The 15,822-nt window shown below is 72.5% G+C and carries 13 protein-coding genes; 10 read left to right on the top strand and 3 right to left on the bottom strand.

The window, feature by feature from the left end; translation table 11 throughout:
- Positions 1–91 precede the first annotated feature (91 nt).
- Complete coding sequence (locus ACIBNA_RS33375) at positions 92–2,263, top strand: primosomal protein N' (RefSeq protein ID WP_399168918.1); 2,172 nt, start codon at positions 92–94, stop codon at positions 2,261–2,263.
- A gap of 91 nt (positions 2,264–2,354) precedes the next feature.
- Here ACIBNA_RS33375 and ACIBNA_RS33370 read toward each other — a convergent pair whose 3' ends face one another.
- A complete protein-coding gene (locus tag ACIBNA_RS33370) occupies positions 2,355–2,900 on the bottom strand; it encodes a hypothetical protein (RefSeq protein WP_274814986.1) in 546 nt (181 codons plus the stop codon).
- 326 nt (positions 2,901–3,226) lie between these two features.
- Between ACIBNA_RS33370 and fmt the strand changes: the two genes are divergently transcribed.
- A complete protein-coding gene (gene fmt / locus ACIBNA_RS33365) occupies positions 3,227–4,159 on the top strand; it encodes a methionyl-tRNA formyltransferase (RefSeq protein WP_399168917.1) in 933 nt (310 codons plus the stop codon).
- 69 nt (positions 4,160–4,228) lie between these two features.
- A complete protein-coding gene (locus ACIBNA_RS33360; RefSeq protein WP_399168915.1) occupies positions 4,229–5,656 on the top strand; it encodes an RsmB/NOP family class I SAM-dependent RNA methyltransferase in 1,428 nt (475 codons plus the stop codon).
- Here ACIBNA_RS33360 and ACIBNA_RS33355 read toward each other — a convergent pair.
- Positions 5,637–7,829 (bottom strand): MMPL family transporter, encoded by a 2,193-nt coding sequence (locus ACIBNA_RS33355; protein WP_399168914.1) that lies wholly within the window; start codon positions 7,827–7,829, stop codon positions 5,637–5,639. The two genes, ACIBNA_RS33360 and ACIBNA_RS33355, sit on opposite strands and share 20 nt — an antisense overlap.
- A 14-nt stretch (positions 7,830–7,843) precedes the next feature.
- Here ACIBNA_RS33355 and rpe point away from each other — a divergent pair, with 14 nt between their 5' ends.
- The 7 genes from rpe to ACIBNA_RS33320 all read left to right on the top strand — a co-directional run bounded on the left by rpe (position 7,844) and on the right by ACIBNA_RS33320 (position 15,185).
- Entirely contained in the window at positions 7,844–8,530 is a 687-nt protein-coding gene (rpe, locus tag ACIBNA_RS33350; protein WP_399168913.1) for a ribulose-phosphate 3-epimerase, read from the top strand.
- A 78-nt stretch (positions 8,531–8,608) separates the two neighbouring features.
- Positions 8,609–9,652 carry a sugar-binding transcriptional regulator gene (locus ACIBNA_RS33345; RefSeq protein ID WP_399168912.1) on the top strand — a complete coding sequence of 348 codons (1,044 nt, stop codon included), beginning with the start codon at positions 8,609–8,611 and terminating at the stop codon, positions 9,650–9,652.
- A 24-nt stretch (positions 9,653–9,676) separates the two neighbouring features.
- Positions 9,677–10,006: a barstar family protein gene (locus ACIBNA_RS33340; protein ID WP_399168933.1), complete on the top strand. Its 330-nt coding sequence runs from the start codon at positions 9,677–9,679 to the stop codon at positions 10,004–10,006.
- Positions 10,007–10,138: 132 nt separating this feature from the next.
- Positions 10,139–11,581 carry a GuaB1 family IMP dehydrogenase-related protein gene (locus ACIBNA_RS33335; protein ID WP_399168911.1) on the top strand — a complete coding sequence of 481 codons (1,443 nt, stop codon included), beginning with the start codon at positions 10,139–10,141 and terminating at the stop codon, positions 11,579–11,581.
- Positions 11,582–11,928: 347 nt separating this feature from the next.
- Complete coding sequence (locus ACIBNA_RS33330) at positions 11,929–13,395, top strand: amino acid permease (protein WP_274814978.1); 1,467 nt, start codon at positions 11,929–11,931, stop codon at positions 13,393–13,395.
- A 10-nt stretch (positions 13,396–13,405) separates the two neighbouring features.
- Positions 13,406–13,858 (top strand): Lrp/AsnC family transcriptional regulator, encoded by a 453-nt coding sequence (locus tag ACIBNA_RS33325; protein WP_399168910.1) that lies wholly within the window; start codon positions 13,406–13,408, stop codon positions 13,856–13,858.
- A 136-nt stretch (positions 13,859–13,994) separates the two neighbouring features.
- On the top strand, positions 13,995–15,185 hold the full coding sequence (locus ACIBNA_RS33320; RefSeq protein WP_399168909.1) for an MFS transporter: 1,191 nt from the start codon (positions 13,995–13,997) through the stop codon (positions 15,183–15,185).
- Here the strand turns inward: ACIBNA_RS33320 and ACIBNA_RS33315 are convergent.
- Entirely contained in the window at positions 15,160–15,702 is a 543-nt protein-coding gene (locus ACIBNA_RS33315) for a Repetin (protein WP_399168908.1), read from the bottom strand. The genes ACIBNA_RS33320 and ACIBNA_RS33315 overlap by 26 nt on opposite strands.
- Positions 15,703–15,822 lie beyond the last annotated feature (120 nt).

Genomic DNA, 15,822 nt, shown 5'->3' with positions numbered 1-15,822 from the left:
CGGGGCGCCGGGCCTCGTCGTGCGTCCGGTGCGCGGGCGACGGGTACTCGGGCGCCGTCGGATGTCAGTGGCGTTTGGTAAGAATGCAAGCGTGAGCAGCGAGAACGAACAGGCGGGCGGCGGCGCGGAGGGTGCGCCGCCCGAGCAGCTCGCGCTCATCCGGGAGAGTGTGCGCAAGGCCGGGACGCCCCGGGCCAAGCCGCGGACCTGGCGGGGAGCCGCGCTCGCCAAGGAGCTGCCCGTGGGGCGGGTGCTCGTCGACAAGGGCGTGCTCCATCTCGACCGGTACTTCGACTACGCCGTGCCCGATGAACTGGACGCGCAGGCCCAGCCGGGCGTGCGGGTGCGGGTGCGGTTCGGGGCCGGGCGGCACCGGGTGCGGGAAGGGCGGCGCGAGGGCGGCGGGCTGATCGACGGGTTCCTCGTCGAGCGGCTGGCCGAGTCCGACTACTCCGGGCCGCTGGCCGCCCTCGCCCAGGTGGTGTCGCCCGAGCGGGTGCTGAGCGAGGAACTGCTGGGCTTGGCCCGGGCGGTCGCCGACCGGTACGCGGGCAGCCTCGCCGACGTCCTGCAACTCGCCGTACCGCCGCGCAACGCCCGGGCCGAGCAGCGCCCCTCACCCGCACCGCTGCCGCCGCCCCCGGCGCCGGAGACGGGCTCCTGGCAGCGGTACGAGCGGGGAGCGGCCTTCGTGGAGTCGCTGGCCTCCGGCGGTGCGCCACGGGCCGTGTGGAACGCGCTGCCCGGCCCGGAGTGGAGCGAGGAACTGGCCCGGGCCGTCGTGGCGACGCTGGCCTCCGGCCGCGGGGCCCTCGCCGTCCTGCCCGACGGGCGTGCGGTCGCGCGGGTCGACGCCGCCCTGACCGCCCTGCTGGGGGAGGGGCGGCATGCGGTGCTCACCGCCGACGCGGGTCCCGAGAAGCGGTACGCGCAGTGGCTCGCGGTCCGGCGGGGCTCCGTACGGGCCGTGATCGGGACCCGGGCCGCGATGTTCGCGCCGGTGAAGGACCTCGGGCTGGTCGCCATCTGGGACGACGGGGACGACAGCCACAGCGAGCAGCACGCCCCGCAGCCCCACGCGCGTGAGGTGCTGCTGCTGCGGGCCGCCCAGGACAAGTGCGGCTTCCTGCTGGGCAGCTGGGGTTGCACGGTGGAGGCCGCGCAGCTCGTCGAGAGCGGGTGGGCGCGCCCGCTGGTCGCCGGGCGTGAACAGGTGCGTGCCGCCGCTCCGCTCGTCCGCACCGTCGGGGACGGGGACCTCGCGCGGGACGAGGCCGCCCGCGCCGCCCGGCTGCCGACCCTCGCCTGGCAGGTCGTCAGGGACGGCCTGCGGCACGGTCCGGTGCTGGTGCAGGTGCCCCGACGGGGATACGTGCCGCGCATGGCGTGCGCCAACTGCCGGGCGCCCGCGCGGTGCCGTCAGTGCTCCGGGCCGCTGGAAACACGGGACGGCGGTGCGTTGTGCTGCGGGTGGTGCGGCCGTGAGGAGAGCGGCTGGCACTGCCCGGAGTGCGGTGCCTTCCGGCTGCGCGCCTCAGTGGTGGGCGCGCGGCGGACCGCCGAGGAGCTCGGACGGGCCTTCCCCGCCGTCCCGGTGCGGACCTCGGGTCGTGAACACGTGCTCGACACGGTGCCGGGGGCGCCCGCGCTGGTGGTGAGTACGCCGGGGGCCGAGCCCGTCGCCGAGGGCGGGTATGCGGCGGCACTGCTGCTGGACGGGTGGGCCATGCTCGGGCGGCCCGATCTGCGGGCCGGGGAGGACGCGCTGCGGCGGTGGATCGCGGCCGGGTCGCTCGTCCGGCCGCAGCCGGCCGGCGGCACGGTGGTGGTCGTGGCCGAGCCGACGCTGCGGCCCGTCCAGGCGCTCGTACGGTGGGACCCCGTCGGTCACGCGGTGCGGGAACTCGCCGAGCGGGCCGAGCTGGGGTTTCCGCCGGTGTCGCGGATGGCGGCCGTGTCGGGGCCGGCGGAAGCGGTGGCCGAGTTTCTTCATGCGGCCGAACTGCCGCCGGAGGCCGAGGTGCTCGGGCCGGTGCCGTTGCCCGTCCTCGCCGCGGGCCGACCACGGCGGGCGGGGGCGCCGCCGCCCGGGGAGCAGTGGGAGCGGGCGCTGATCCGGGTGCCGCCGGGGAAGGGCGCCGCGCTGGCCGCCGCGCTGAAGGCCGCGCAGGCCGCGCGGATGGCCCGGGGAAGTGGCAGTGGGAGCGGGAGTGGCAGCGGGAGTGGGGTCTGGGTGCGGATCGATCCGGCTGACATCGGGTGAGCCGTTGCCGGGAGGCGGTGGGGCAGCGTCCGGATACGTCGCTGCCCTCCCGGAGGTGCTCCGGGAGGGCAGGGCAGGGAGCAGGGGCGACTCAGCCGTTGCGCGGGCCGGGGAAGGCAGTCGGCCTGGCCTCGTCGCGGAGTGCCGGGCTGCCCGCCGTCGGCTGGGTGGGCATGGAGCGGGCCGCCGGGACCGTCGGGACGGTGGGGAGGCCCGTGTTCACACCGACCGTGCGGGAGCCCGACGGCTCCGGTGTGCGCTCTGCCTCGGCTGTGGCCGACTGGGCCGCGGCACGGCGTGCGCCGTAACGGCGGTGGACCGCCTGTTTGGTGACTCCGAGTGCGGAGCCCACCGCGTCCCACGAGAAGCCGAGTGAGCGGTCGAAGTCCACGGCCGCCGTGACCAGGGTCTCGACACTGTCCCGCAGCTCCTGGGCGAGACGTACGGTCGGGGCGGGGGCGCGTCCGTAGACGACGAAGCCCGTGGAGGGGCCGGAGCGGCGCGGGCGGTAGACGTTGCCCAACTGGGCGGTGAGTGTGCGCAGTGCGTCCACCTGCCGGCGGACCCGCTCGATGTCCCGCACCAGCAAGTGCAGGCTGGCCCGAGCCTGGGCGTCGTGGGTTGCGTGGTCGGCCATGAACAAGCCTCTCGAACCGGCGTTGAAAGGAATGGGCCGTGATCGCGGCCCGAAGTGGTCAACTCTGTCTTGACCAACGCGGATTCGCTCCGGGGGTCACGGTGTGGGGGCGTGGGGGCATATGCGTGCGCCTGTTTGCGCGGGGCGTGCGCCTCCGGGCTCCGGCCTCCGGCTTCGGTCTCCCACCCGCGCACCGCCCGTAACTCTTCGAGTGGCCCGGCTCTCCCGTTGGGGCATGAGCGCCGTCGGCGGCTTTCCGGTCCAGGGCTCATAGACTTGGGCGTTGCCCGTCTACGTTCCCCGCCCCGAGAGGCCCCCACCACCCCATGAAGCTCGTCTTCGCCGGTACACCCGAGGTCGCTGTTCCCGCTCTGGACGCTCTTCTCGCCTCTGAGCGGCACGAGGTGGCCGCTGTCGTCACGCGGCCCGACGCGCCGGCCGGGCGGGGGCGCAGGCTCGTCGCGTCGCCCGTCGCCGAGCGGGCGGAGGAGGCCGGGATCGAGGTGCTGAAGCCCGCGAAGCCGAAGGACCCCGAGTTCCTGGAGCGGCTGCGGGAGATCGGGCCGGACTGCTGTCCCGTCGTCGCCTACGGCGCGCTGCTGCCCCGGGTCGCCCTCGACGTCCCCGTGCACGGCTGGGTCAATCTGCACTTCTCCCTGCTGCCGGCCTGGCGCGGTGCCGCGCCCGTGCAGCACGCCATCATGGCCGGGGACGAGATCACCGGCGCTTCCACGTTCCTGATCGAGGAGGGGCTCGACTCCGGACCGGTGTACGGGACGGTCACCGAGGAGATCCGGCCCACCGACACCAGCGGGGATCTGCTGACGCGACTGGCCTTCGCCGGTGCCGGTCTGCTCGCGGCGACCATGGACGGGATCGAGGACGGCACGCTGAAGGCCGTACCGCAGCCGGCCGAGGGGGTCAGCCTGGCCCCGAAGGTCAACGTCGAGGACGCCCGCGTCGACTGGAAGGCTCCCGCGCTGCGCGTCGACCGGATGGTGCGGGGCTGCACTCCGGCTCCCGGCGCCTGGACCACCTTCCGCGGTGAGCGGCTCAAGCTCATCCAGGCCACCCCCGTGCCGGACCGGACGGATCTCGCCCCGGGGCAGATCTCCGCCGGGAAGAACAACGTGTACGTCGGCACCGGCTCGTACGCAGTGGAGCTGATCTGGGTGCAGGCCCAGGGCAAGAAGCCGATGCGCGCGGCGGACTGGGCACGCGGGGTGCGGATCGCCGAGGGCGAGCGGCTCGGGGGCTGACACAGCGACACGTCCGGGGCGGCGTAGGCTGGACGGCGCACTTCTTCTCACACCCGGAGCACCTTTTTCGTGAGCGACCAGCCCCGTCGGCCTCGTACGTCCGGCAAGCCCTACCGTCGGCCCAAGAAGGACCCCGTCCGCATCCTCGCCTTCGAGGCGCTGAGGGCCGTGGACGAGCGGGACGCCTACGCCAACCTCGTCCTGCCGCCGCTGTTGCGCAAGGCGCGGGAGCAGGAGGGGCCCGAGAAGTTCGACGCCCGGGACGCGGCGCTCGCCACCGAGCTGGTGTACGGGACGCTGCGCTGGCAGGGGACGTACGACGCGGTCCTGTCGGCCTGCGTGGACCGGCCGCTGGGGGAGGTCGACCCGCCGGTGCTGGACGTGCTGAGCCTCGGCGCGCATCAGCTGCTCGGGACGCGGATCCCGACGCACGCGGCCGTGTCCGCCACCGTCGAGCTCGCGCGGGTCGTGCTCGGCGACGGGCGGGCCAAGTTTGTCAACGCCGTGCTGCGCAAGGTCGCGCAGCATGACCTGGACGGCTGGCTGGAGCGGATCGCGCCGCCTTACGACGAGGATCCCGAGGCCCATCTCGCCGTCGTCCACTCGCATCCGCGGTGGGTCGTGTCCGCGCTGTGGGACTCCCTCGGCGGCGGTCGTGCCGGCATCGAGGACCTGCTGCGCGCCGACAACGAGCGGCCCGAGGTGACCCTGGTGGCGCGGCCCGGGCGGGCCACCACCGAGGAACTGCTCGAAGAGGACGCCGCCCTGCCGGGGCACTGGTCGCCGTATGCCGTGCGACTGACCGAGGGCGGTGAGCCGGGCGCCGTCGCGGCCGTACGGGACGGACGCGCGGGCGTGCAGGACGAGGGCAGTCAGCTCGTGGCGCTCGCCCTCGCGGGCGCGCCGCTGGACGGGCCCGACCGGCGGTGGCTGGACGGGTGTGCGGGCCCCGGCGGCAAGGCCGCTCTGCTCGGCGCCCTCGCGGCCCAGCGCGGCGCGATGCTCGTCGCCTCGGAGAAGCAGACCCACCGTGCCGGGCTCGTGGCCAGGGCGCTGGAGGGGAACCCCGGGCCGTATCAGGTGATCGCCGCCGACGGGACGCGTCCGGCGTGGCGGCCCGGCAGCTTCGACCGGGTGCTGGTCGATGTGCCGTGCACCGGGCTCGGTGCCCTGCGGCGCCGCCCCGAGGCACGCTGGCGGCGCCGGCCGGAGGACCTGGAGGGATTCGCGCCGTTGCAGCGCGGCCTGCTGCGCACGGCGCTGGAGTCGGTGCGGGTCGGCGGCGTCGTCGGCTACGCGACCTGCTCGCCGCACCTCGCCGAGACCCGGGCCGTGGTCGCCGACGTCCTCAAGCAGCATCCGGACACCGATCTCCTCGACGCCCGGCCGCTGCTGCCCGGCGTACCGGATCTCGGCGAGGGGCCCGATGTGCAGCTGTGGCCGCATCTGCACGGGACCGACGCGATGTACCTGGCGCTCATCCGCCGGACCGGCTGACCCCCGCTCCGACACTCTCCCGGGCCGCCGCACCGCCGTCCTCCCCGGCCAGCCGGTGCGGCCACCACACCTTCGGACCCACGTCCAGGAACAGTGACGTGACCAGGACCGAGCGCACGATGAACGTGTCGATGAGGACGCCGAGGGCGACCGCGAAACCGATCTCGGCGAAGGCGACCATCGGGAGGGTGCCGAGGGCGGCGAAGGTGCCGGCCAGGACCAGGCCGGCGGAGGTGATGACCGCGCCGGTGGCGGCGAGAGCGGTGACCACGCCCGCGCTGGTGCCCTGGCGGGCCGCCTCCTCGCGGATGCGCGTGGTGAGGAAGATGTTGTAGTCGATGCCGAGGGCGACCAGGAACACGAAGACGAACAGCGGGAAGTCGGTCGCCTCGCCCGCGTAGTCGAAGAGGTACCGGAACGCGAGCGCGCTGATGCCCAGGGCCGCCGCGAAGGACAGGATCACCGTCCCGATCAGCAGCAGCGGGGCGATCAGGGCGCGCAGCAGGACGCACAGGATCAGCAGGACGACCACCAGCACCAGCGGGATGATCAGCACGTTGTCGTGCGTGGTCGCCTCGTCCATGTCGAGCAGGGCCGCCGTACCGCCGCCCACCCGGGCGTCGGCGTCCGGCACCGCGTGCACGGCGTCCCGGACCCGCTCCACCGTCTGCTTGGCGGACTCGCTGTCCGCCGGGGCGGTCATGGTGGCCTCGAACAGGACCTTGCCCTCGAAGGCCGGTTTCGTGCCGGGCGGCAGGCCCAGGGACTGCGGGACCACGCCCTGCGTCGCCGCCACCGCGCGGCCCACCTGCTCGGCCTGCGCCTGGTTGCTGATGATGACCAGGGGATCGCCGCTGCCCGCCGGGAAGTAGCGCGCCGACACCTCCTGGCCGGTGATCGAGTCCGGTTTCCCGGTGAACGCGTCCGCGTTGCCGATGCCCTCCGCGCGCAGCTGGAGCAGGCCCAGCGAACAGACCGCCAGGGCCAGTGCCGTCACGGCCCACACCCTGCGCGGGCGGCGGGCGATACGGCGGCCCGTGCGCGCCCAGATGCCGCGCTCGGTCGGGTCGGGTGCGCCGTAGTGCGGGATCACCGGCCAGAAGATCCACCGGCCGAAGATCACCAGCAGTGCGGGGAACAGGCTCATCATCGCCAGCAGGGCGACCGCGACGCCGATCGCGGCCACCGGGCCCAGGCCGCTCGTGGAGTTCATCTCGGCGGCCAGCAGCACCAGCATGCTCAGTACGACCGTCGCGCCGGAGGCGAGCACCGCCGGGCCCGCGCGGTGCAGTGCCAGGGCCATCGCCTCGTGCCGGTCCTCGTGCCGGCGCAGCTCCTCCCGGTAGCGGGCGACCAGCAACAGGGCGTAGTCCGTCCCCGCGCCGAAGACGAGCACCGTGAGGATGCCGGCGCTCTGGCCGTTGACCGTCAGGCCCGCGTGCTCGGCCAGCAGGTAGATCAGCGCCTGGGAGGCGAACAGCGCGCAGACCACCGCGATCAGGGGGACCAGCAACAGGGTCAGGCTGCGGTAGGTGATGAGCAGCATGACGATGACGACGGTCATCGCCGAGAACAGCAGCGTCGAGTCGATGCCCTCGAAGGCCTCCGCGAAGTCAGCCGACGTGCCGCCCGGGCCCGTGATGTGCACGGCCGGCCCGCCGCCGCCCTCGCCGACGTCGTCCCGGATGGAGTCGACGGCGGGCGAGATCCGCTCCCAGCCCTCCTCGTCCATCGTGATCGGCACGAAGACCTGCGCCGCCCGCGGGGCGTCCTGCCGGTCGAAGACCGGTCCCCGGGTCTGCGCGCCCCGGATGCCGTGGTCACGCAGCTCCTTGAGCTGCCGCACGTCCTCGGCGATCTCCGCCCGGTCCTGGGCCGTCAGCCCGCTGTCCCGGGCGTAGATCACGATCGCCGGGATCTGCTCCGGCCGGAAGTCCTCGGAGAGCTCAAGCACCTGCGTCGACTCCGCGGACCCCGGCAGCCAGGACGACGCGTCGTTGTCCTGCGCGTCGGTCAGCTTCATGGCGAACGGCGCGGCGAGGAACAGCACCACCACCCACAGGACCAGCACCAGCCACTTGGCCCGCCGCCCGCAGACGAGGTGCGCGACGCCCTGTTTCACGGCAACCCCCTGCGCGACGCGGGACCGATGCCCACACCCCCCGGAGGGCATGGCAGTCTTAGGGCATGGCCGTGCAGATCAACCCCAGCATCCTCTCCGCCGACTTCGCCCGCCTCGCGGACGAGGCGAAGGCCGTGGAGGGAGCCGACTGGCTCCACGTCGACGTCATGGACAACCATTTCGTCCCGAACCTCACGCTCGGTGTGCCGGTCGTGGAGTCGCTGGCGCGTGCGACGGACACTCCGCTGGACTGCCATCTGATGATCGAGGCCCCCGATCGGTGGGCGCCCCAGTACGTCGAAGCGGGGGCCGGTTCCGTCACCTTCCACGTCGAGGCGGCCGCCGCCCCGGTCCGGCTCGCCCGGGAGATCCGCGCCAAGGGCGCCCGCGCCTCCATGGCACTGAAGCCCGCGACCCCCATCGAGCCGTACGAGGACCTGCTCCCCGAGTTCGACATGCTGCTGATCATGACGGTCGAACCGGGCTTCGGGGGACAGGCCTTCCTCGACATCATGCTTCCGAAGATTCGCCGCACCCGCGAGTTGATCAGCAAGCACGGTCTGGAGCTCTGGCTCCAGGTCGATGGCGGAGTCTCCGCTTCCACCATCGAGCGGTGTGCCGACGCCGGAGCCGACGTTTTCGTGGCCGGATCGGCGGTCTACGGGGCAAACGACCCGGCCGAGGCGGTACGTGCACTACGCATGCAGGCCGAGGCGACCACCGCCAAGGCATCCTGGGCTTGCGACCACTGAGCCACAGCAAAGTGAACGGCTCTCATCAGGGCTGATCAACCGCGCCGGATCTGCAAGGATGAACGGCGAATCCAGAGTGTGAACAGCAGTGAGGAGAACGCCGTGTCGGGTATGTCGGCGGGCCGGTCAGCCATGCGGATGGGACCCGCTGAGCTGGTGCAGGCGGCGGCCATGGCCCGCCGCTTCTACCTCGAGGGGAAGTCCAAGATCCAGATCGCGGAGGAGTTCGGCGTCAGCCGCTTCAAGGTGGCCCGGGTCCTGGAGACCGCCCTCGAACGGGATCTCGTACGTATCGAGATCCGTGTGCCTGCGGAGCTGGACGCCGAGCGCTCGGACGTGCTGCGCGCCCGCTACGGCCTCAGGCACGCCGTCGTGGTCGAGTCCCCGGCCGAGGCCGAGGAGTCGCCCGACCCCGAGAACCTGGGAGAGGTGGCCGCCGACCTGCTCGGCGAACTGGTCAACGAAGGTGATGTGCTGGGCCTGGCCTGGGGCCGCTCCACCATCCACATGGCGGCGGCCCTCGACCGGCTGCCGCCGTGCACGGTGGTGCAGCTGACGGGCGTGTACGACGCCGGGACCGCCGAGCGCGGCTCCGTCGAGGCGGTACGCCGTGCCGCCCAGGTGTCCGGCGGTGACGCGCACCCCATCTACGCGCCGATGCTGCTGCCCGACGCGGCCACGGCCACGGCACTGCGCAACCAGACGGGGATCGCCCGGGCCTTCGAGTACTTCGACAAGGTCACCGTCGCCTGCGTCTCCATCGGCTCCTGGGAGCCGGGCATCTCCACGGTGCACGACATGCTCAGCGACGAGGAGCGCGCGCACTACGCCTCCCTCGGTGTCGCCGCCGAGATGTCCGCGCACCTCTTCGACGCCGAGGGCCGAAGGATCGGCCGGGACCTGGGCGAGCGGTGCATCACGGTCAAGGCCGACCAGCTCCGCCGTATCCCCGAGGTCGTCGCGATCGCCGGCGGACAGCGCAAGGGACCCGCGATCGACGCGGTGCTGCGGTCCGGGCTCGTCACCAGCCTGGTGACGGACACCTCGGCCGCGGACTATCTGATGACGGCGGGCCCGGCGCCGAGGTCCGCGCTCAACAGGACCGACCCGGACGGAGTCTGACGGATGGCCAGGGACGCGCAGGAGCTGCCGGACGACCCGGCCGGCCGGATCGTGGTCGTGCTGGACCTCGACGGGGTCACGGACAAGGCGGGCCTCATGGACCGCTGCGCCCGTGACCTGTCCCTGCCCGAGTGGTTCGGCCGCAACTGGGACGCCCTCGCCGACTGCCTGGCCGACCCCACCCTCTGGCCCGAGGAAGCCGTGGAGCGGGGGCTGCTGGTCGTCGTCCGGGGCTGGCGGGCGTACGCCGAGAAGCGGCCCGAGGAATGGCAGGTCGCGGAGGAGATCTTCGCCGAGGCGACGGACCGGGGCCCGGGTCTCTTCGTGACCCTCGGGCTTGGAGCATCCTCCTAAGGCGCCCCTGACCAGCCTGGATGATCTGCTGGGGGACGTCCGTGCGCCCGGCATGGGACAATGAAGTACGTGCTCTTTCCCCCTGGCCGGCCGGTCGGGGGGTCACCTCTGATCGACTGGGATGTGCAGCACGTGCGTTTCCTCAATGACATCCAGCCCGGGTACGACCTGACGTACGACGACGTCTTCATGGTGCCGAGCCGCTCCGCGGTCGGCTCGCGCCAGGGCGTGGACCTCAGCTCCCCGGACGGCACGGGCACCACCATCCCGCTCGTCGTCGCCAACATGACCGCCATCGCCGGACGCCGCATGGCCGAGACCGTGGCCCGCCGCGGCGGCCTCGTCGTCATACCGCAGGACATCCCGATCGACGTGGTCACCGACGTCGTCTCCTGGGTGAAGAGCCGCCACCTGGTCCTGGACACCCCGATCATGCTGGCGCCCCACCAGACCGTCGCGGACGCGCTGTCCCTGCTGCCCAAGCGCGCGCACAACGCCGGAGTCGTCGTCGACGAGAACCACCGGCCGATCGGCGTGGTCACCGACTCCGACCTGTCCGGCGTGGACCGCTTCACGCAGCTGGCCGAGGTCATGTCCCGGGACCTGCTGCTCATCGACGCGGACATGGACCCGGGCGAGGCCTTCGACACCCTCGACCACGCCAACCGCCGCTACGCGCCCGCGGTGAACAAGGACGGCACGCTGGCCGGCATCCTCACCCGCAAGGGCGCCCTGCGCGCCACGCTCTACAAGCCGGCCACGGACGCGCAGGGGCGGCTGCGCATCGCCGCCGCCGTCGGCATCAACGGCGACGTCGCCGGCAAGGCCAAGCAGCTGCTGGACGCGGGCGTCGACACGCTCGTCATCGACACCGCGCACGGCCACCAGGAGTCGATGATCAGCGCCCTGAAGCTGGTGCGCGACCTCGACCCGCAGGTGCCGATCGCCGCGGGCAACGTCGTGGCCGCCGCGGGAGTGCGCGACCTGATCGAGGCGGGCGCGGACATCGTCAAGGTCGGTGTCGGACCCGGCGCCATGTGCACCACGCGCATGATGACCGGCGTCGGCCGGCCGCAGTTCTCCGCCGTCCTGGAGTGCGCCGCCGAGGCGAAGAAGTACGGCAAGCACGTGTGGGCCGACGGCGGGATCCGCCACCCGCGCGATGTGGCCATGGCCCTCGCGGCCGGCGCGTCCAACGTGATGGTCGGCTCCTGGTTCGCGGGCACCTACGAGTCCCCGGGCGACCTCCAGCACGACGCCCAGGGGCGGGCCTACAAGGAGTCCTTCGGCATGGCCTCCGCGCGGGCCGTGCGCAACCGCACCTCGGAGGAGTCGGCGTACGACCGGGCCCGCAAGGCGCTGTTCGAGGAGGGCATCTCCACGTCCCGGATGTTCCTCGACCCGGCCCGCCCCGGCGTGGAGGACCTGATCGACTCGATCATCGCGGGCGTCCGCTCCTCCTGCACGTACGCCGGTGCCGGCTCCCTGGAGGAGTTCGCCGAGAAGGCCATCGTCGGCATCCAGAGCGCCGCCGGCTACGCCGAGGGCAAGCCGCTGCACGCCAGCTGGAACTGACGGTCCGCACGCCCACCTCCCAGGCCCCCGATGAAAATCGGGGGCCTTGTGCGCTCTTCGACGCACGAGTGTGTCGAGGAGCTCACGTTCCCGGTGAAAGAGCCGGTCCGAGCAAGGCCCGTGCAACGGACGAACGCAGTCGTGCAACGAACCTCCGGTCAGTCCCGAGGAACGCAATGATCTTGCGGGCACGCGCAAGGTTGCTGCATTACACGGGCAACGCCGCTGCTCGTAGGCTGTCGCCTCGTACGTGGCGTGGCGGGGACCCCGCTCGGTGGGTCCCGGCTGTCGGGCGGGGCGCTGCCGTCCCTGCCACCAGAGACCGGCAGTGACGAAGGAGTCAGCGCGTGCTCGACCAAGGCGCACCCCCGCACAGCAGTAGTCAGACCGCCCCGCCGTCCCCGGGCGTCGGCGCGCGCCTCATGCGTCGCAAGCCGGTGGAGAACCTGGTGGCGGAGGGGGGCCAGGGCGAGGGAGGGTCGCTGCGGCGCTCCCTCGGGCTGTGGCAGCTCACCATGATCAGCATCGGTGCCACCCTCGGCACCGGCATCTTCGTCGTGCTCGGCGAGGCCGTCCCCAAGGCGGGCCCGGCCGTCACGCTCGCCTTCGTCATCGCCGGCCTGACAGCCCTGTTCTCGGCCCTGTCCTACGCCGAGCTGGCGGGCACCATCCCGGTCTCCGGCTCCTCGTACTCGTATGCGTACGCAACGATGGGCGAGCTGATCGCCTGGATATGCGGCTGGTGTCTGGTCCTGGAGTACGGCGTGTCCGTCGCCGCCGTCGCCGTCGGCTGGGGTGAGTACCTCAACGAAATGCTCGACGGGACCATCGGCGTCACCATCCCGGCCGCCCTGTCCGCACCGCCCGGCGACGGCGGAGTGTTCAACCTGCCCGCGCTGATCGTCGTCCTGCTCGCGATGGCGTTCCTGCTGGGCGGCGCCCGCGAGTCCGCCCGCGCCAACACCGTCATGGTCATCGTGAAGATCGGCGCGCTGGTGCTGTTCTGCGCCATCGGCGTCCAGGGCTTCCGCTCCGGCAACTACGAGAACTTCATGCCGCTGGGCATGGCCGGTGTCAGCGCGGCCGGTGCCACGCTGTTCTTCTCCTACATCGGCTTCGACGCCGCCTCCACCGCCGGCGAGGAGGCGAAGAACGCCCAGCGCGACCTGCCGCGCGCGATCATGCTGTCGCTCGTCATCGTCACGGCGCTGTACGTCCTGGTCGCCGCCGTCGCGGTCGGCGCCAAGCCCTGGAAGAACTTCACCGGCTCCGAGGCCGCCCTCGCCCAGATCATGAGCGAGGTCACCGGGCAGACCTTCTGGGGCACGCTGCTGGCGTTCTGCGCCGTCATCGCCATCGCGAGCGTGGTGCTGACCGTGCTGTACGGCCAGACCCGCATCCTGTTCGCCATGTCCCGCGACGGGCTGGTCCCCAAGGTGTTCGCCCGGGTCCACCCGAAGACCGGTGCGCCCCGCGCCAACACCCTGATCGTGTCCCTGTTCTGCGGTGTCCTCGCCGCCGCCATCCCGCTCGGGCAGCTCGCCGACGCCACCAGCATCGGCACGCTGTTCGCCTTCGCGCTGGTCAACGTGGCGGTCGTGGTGCTGCGCCGGACCCGGCCCGACATGCCGCGCACCTTCCGGGTGCCGCTCTCCCCGGTCCTGCCCGCGCTGGGCTTCGCCTTCTGCCTCTGGATGATGGGCAGCCTGTCGGCCGTGACCTGGGTGGTCTTCGGTGTCTGGATGGCCGCCGGGCTCGTGTTCTACTTCGTGTACGGCTATCGCCGTTCCCGACTCGCACCATCCGAGAAGTGATCAACCCACTGTGCTGAACGATCTCGACGAACGCATCGTGCACGCCCTCGCCGAGGACGCCCGCCGCTCCTACGCCGACATCGGCCACATCGTCGGCCTGTCCGCGCCCGCCGTGAAACGGCGCGTGGACCGGCTGCGCGCCACCGGAGCCATCACCGGCTTCACCGTACGGGTGGACCCGGGCGCCCTCGGCTGGCAGACCGAGGGGTTCGTCGAGATCTACTGCCGGGGCAACACCTCCCCGGAGACCATCCAGCGGGGCCTGGAGCGCTACCAGGAGATCGTGGCCGCGTCCACCGTCACCGGGGACGCGGACGCGATCGCCCAGGTCTTCGCCTCCGACATGCGGCACTTCGAACGGGTCCTGGAGCGCATCGCCGGGGAGCCGTTCGTCGAGCGGACCAAGTCCGTGCTCGTGCTGTCGCCCCTGCTGCGGCGCTTCTCGTCGGGTTCGCCCACGTAATCCGCGGGACGATCCGCCGGTCAGCGCCTAGCATCGGTGTCATGACCTGGCGACATTGATCCACCAGCCGCGCCTCCCGAGGACCGCCTCGGACGCCGTACCTCCGGCGTCCGATCGGTCCTTACGGGAAGGCCTCATGACACTCTCACCCGCACGCGTGCCCGCCACCGGCGTCCGACGGCTGACGACCACGCTGTACGGCTACGCGTTCCTCGACGATTTCGTCCTGCTCTACCCGGTGTACGCGCTGCTGTTCGCCGACACCGGCATGTCGCTCTGGCAGATCTCCTCCCTGTTCGCCCTGTGGTCGATCACCTCGGTGGTGCTGGAAGTGCCCTCCGGCGCCTGGGCCGACGCCGTGTCGCGTCGCAGGCTGCTGTGGATCGGCCCGCTGCTCACCGCCGCCGGCTTCGCGCTGTGGGTGGCCGTCCCCTCGTACTGGGCCTTCGCGGCCGGATTCGTCCTGTGGGGCGCCGGCGGAGCGCTCGGCTCCGGCGCGCTGGAGGCGCTGGTGTACGACGAGCTGGATCATCTCGGCGCCGCCGACCGGTACGCGCGGGTCATGGGCCGGGCACGGGCCGCGCGCCTGGTGGGCACCGTGGCCTCCCTCGGCCTCGCGGGGCCCGTCTTCGCCCATGGCGGCTACGCGGCTGTCGGTGCCGCGAGCTTCCTGGCCTGTGTACTGACCGCCGTCACCGCGACCCGGTTCCCCGAGCACCGGGTGCGGCCGGACAGCGCCGACGACAGCTGGGCGACGACCCTGCGGGACGGTCTCGCCGAGGTCCGCAGGGACCGTTCCGTGCGCGGCGCCCTGCTGCTGATTCCGGCCGTGGCCGCGGTGTGGGGCGCGCTCGACGAGTACACCCCGCTGCTGGTCCGGGACATCGGCGTCGCCGAAGCGACGGTGCCCTACCTGATCATGCTGATCTGGGCGGGCGTCACCGTCGGCAGCCTCCTGACCGGACCGGCCGAACGCCTCGGCCCGGCCGGTCTCGCCGCGCTGCTCGCGGGCGCCGCCCTCGCCCTGGCCGTGGGTGCAGCGGCCCGCTCACTGGCCGGCATCGCTCTCGTGAGCCTCGCCTTCGCCGGGTTTCAGCTGGCGGAGGTGCTGGCAGACGCCCGCCTCCAGCACCGTATCGACGAGTCCCGCCGGGCCACGCTCACCTCCGTGGCGAGCCTGGGCACCGAGCTGGCGACGGTCGCCACATTCGGCGTGTACGCGCTGCTCGGCACGGACATGGCGCACAGCACCGTCTTCGCGGTGCTGGCGATCCCCTATCTGGTGACGGCGCTGGCGCTGGCTAGAGCTCGGGCTGCCAGGGAGTGACCGAGAAGTCGCCGGTGCCCTTCTTGACCTTCTCGTAGGGCGCCGAACTGACGCACTTGGGCAGGTCCTTCGTGGCGACCGGGGTACCGGTCGTGGCCCAGCTGTAGCCGAGCCGGTCGCGGTGACCGATGTCCTGCACGGTGATCCCGACGCGCTTGCCCTTCGCACCGGGCAGGTCGGAGGAGGTGATGACGCCGGAGACGACAGCCACCTTGCCGCCGGTGACCAGACAGTCCACCTTCGCCTTCGCCCAGGCGCCCTTGCCGTTCAGGTAGTGGCTCCACTCGAAGGTGCCGGTGGCCTTCATCGGGTCGAGCTTGTCCTCGGCCGCCAGGTGCGCGTCGAAGGAGAAGGTGATGTCGTCCCCGTCCGAGCGGTACAGCTTGGCCTTGCCGGTCAGCGCGGCGGCTTCACGCCCGCTCTCGCCGGGGGCCAAGGCTCCGGCGGAGCCGGCCGCGGCGGCGACGGTGAGCAGCAGCGCGGAGCCGAGTAAGGCGGTCTTCGTACGGCGGTTCATGGCGGTCCTTTCCGCAGGTGACGCACGTCAACTGGACGCTCACCACTGTCCCGGCGCGGCGCCCGCGCCACATCGCACCCGAGACGGGACCCGGCCTCCGCCGCCCGGCGGGGAGACATC

This window comes from Streptomyces sp. NPDC050164, from assembly GCF_044459945.1.
Lineage (GTDB): Bacteria > Actinomycetota > Actinomycetes > Streptomycetales > Streptomycetaceae > Streptomyces > Streptomyces coeruleorubidus_A.
This window is presented reverse-complemented; position numbering and strand designations above follow the sequence as displayed.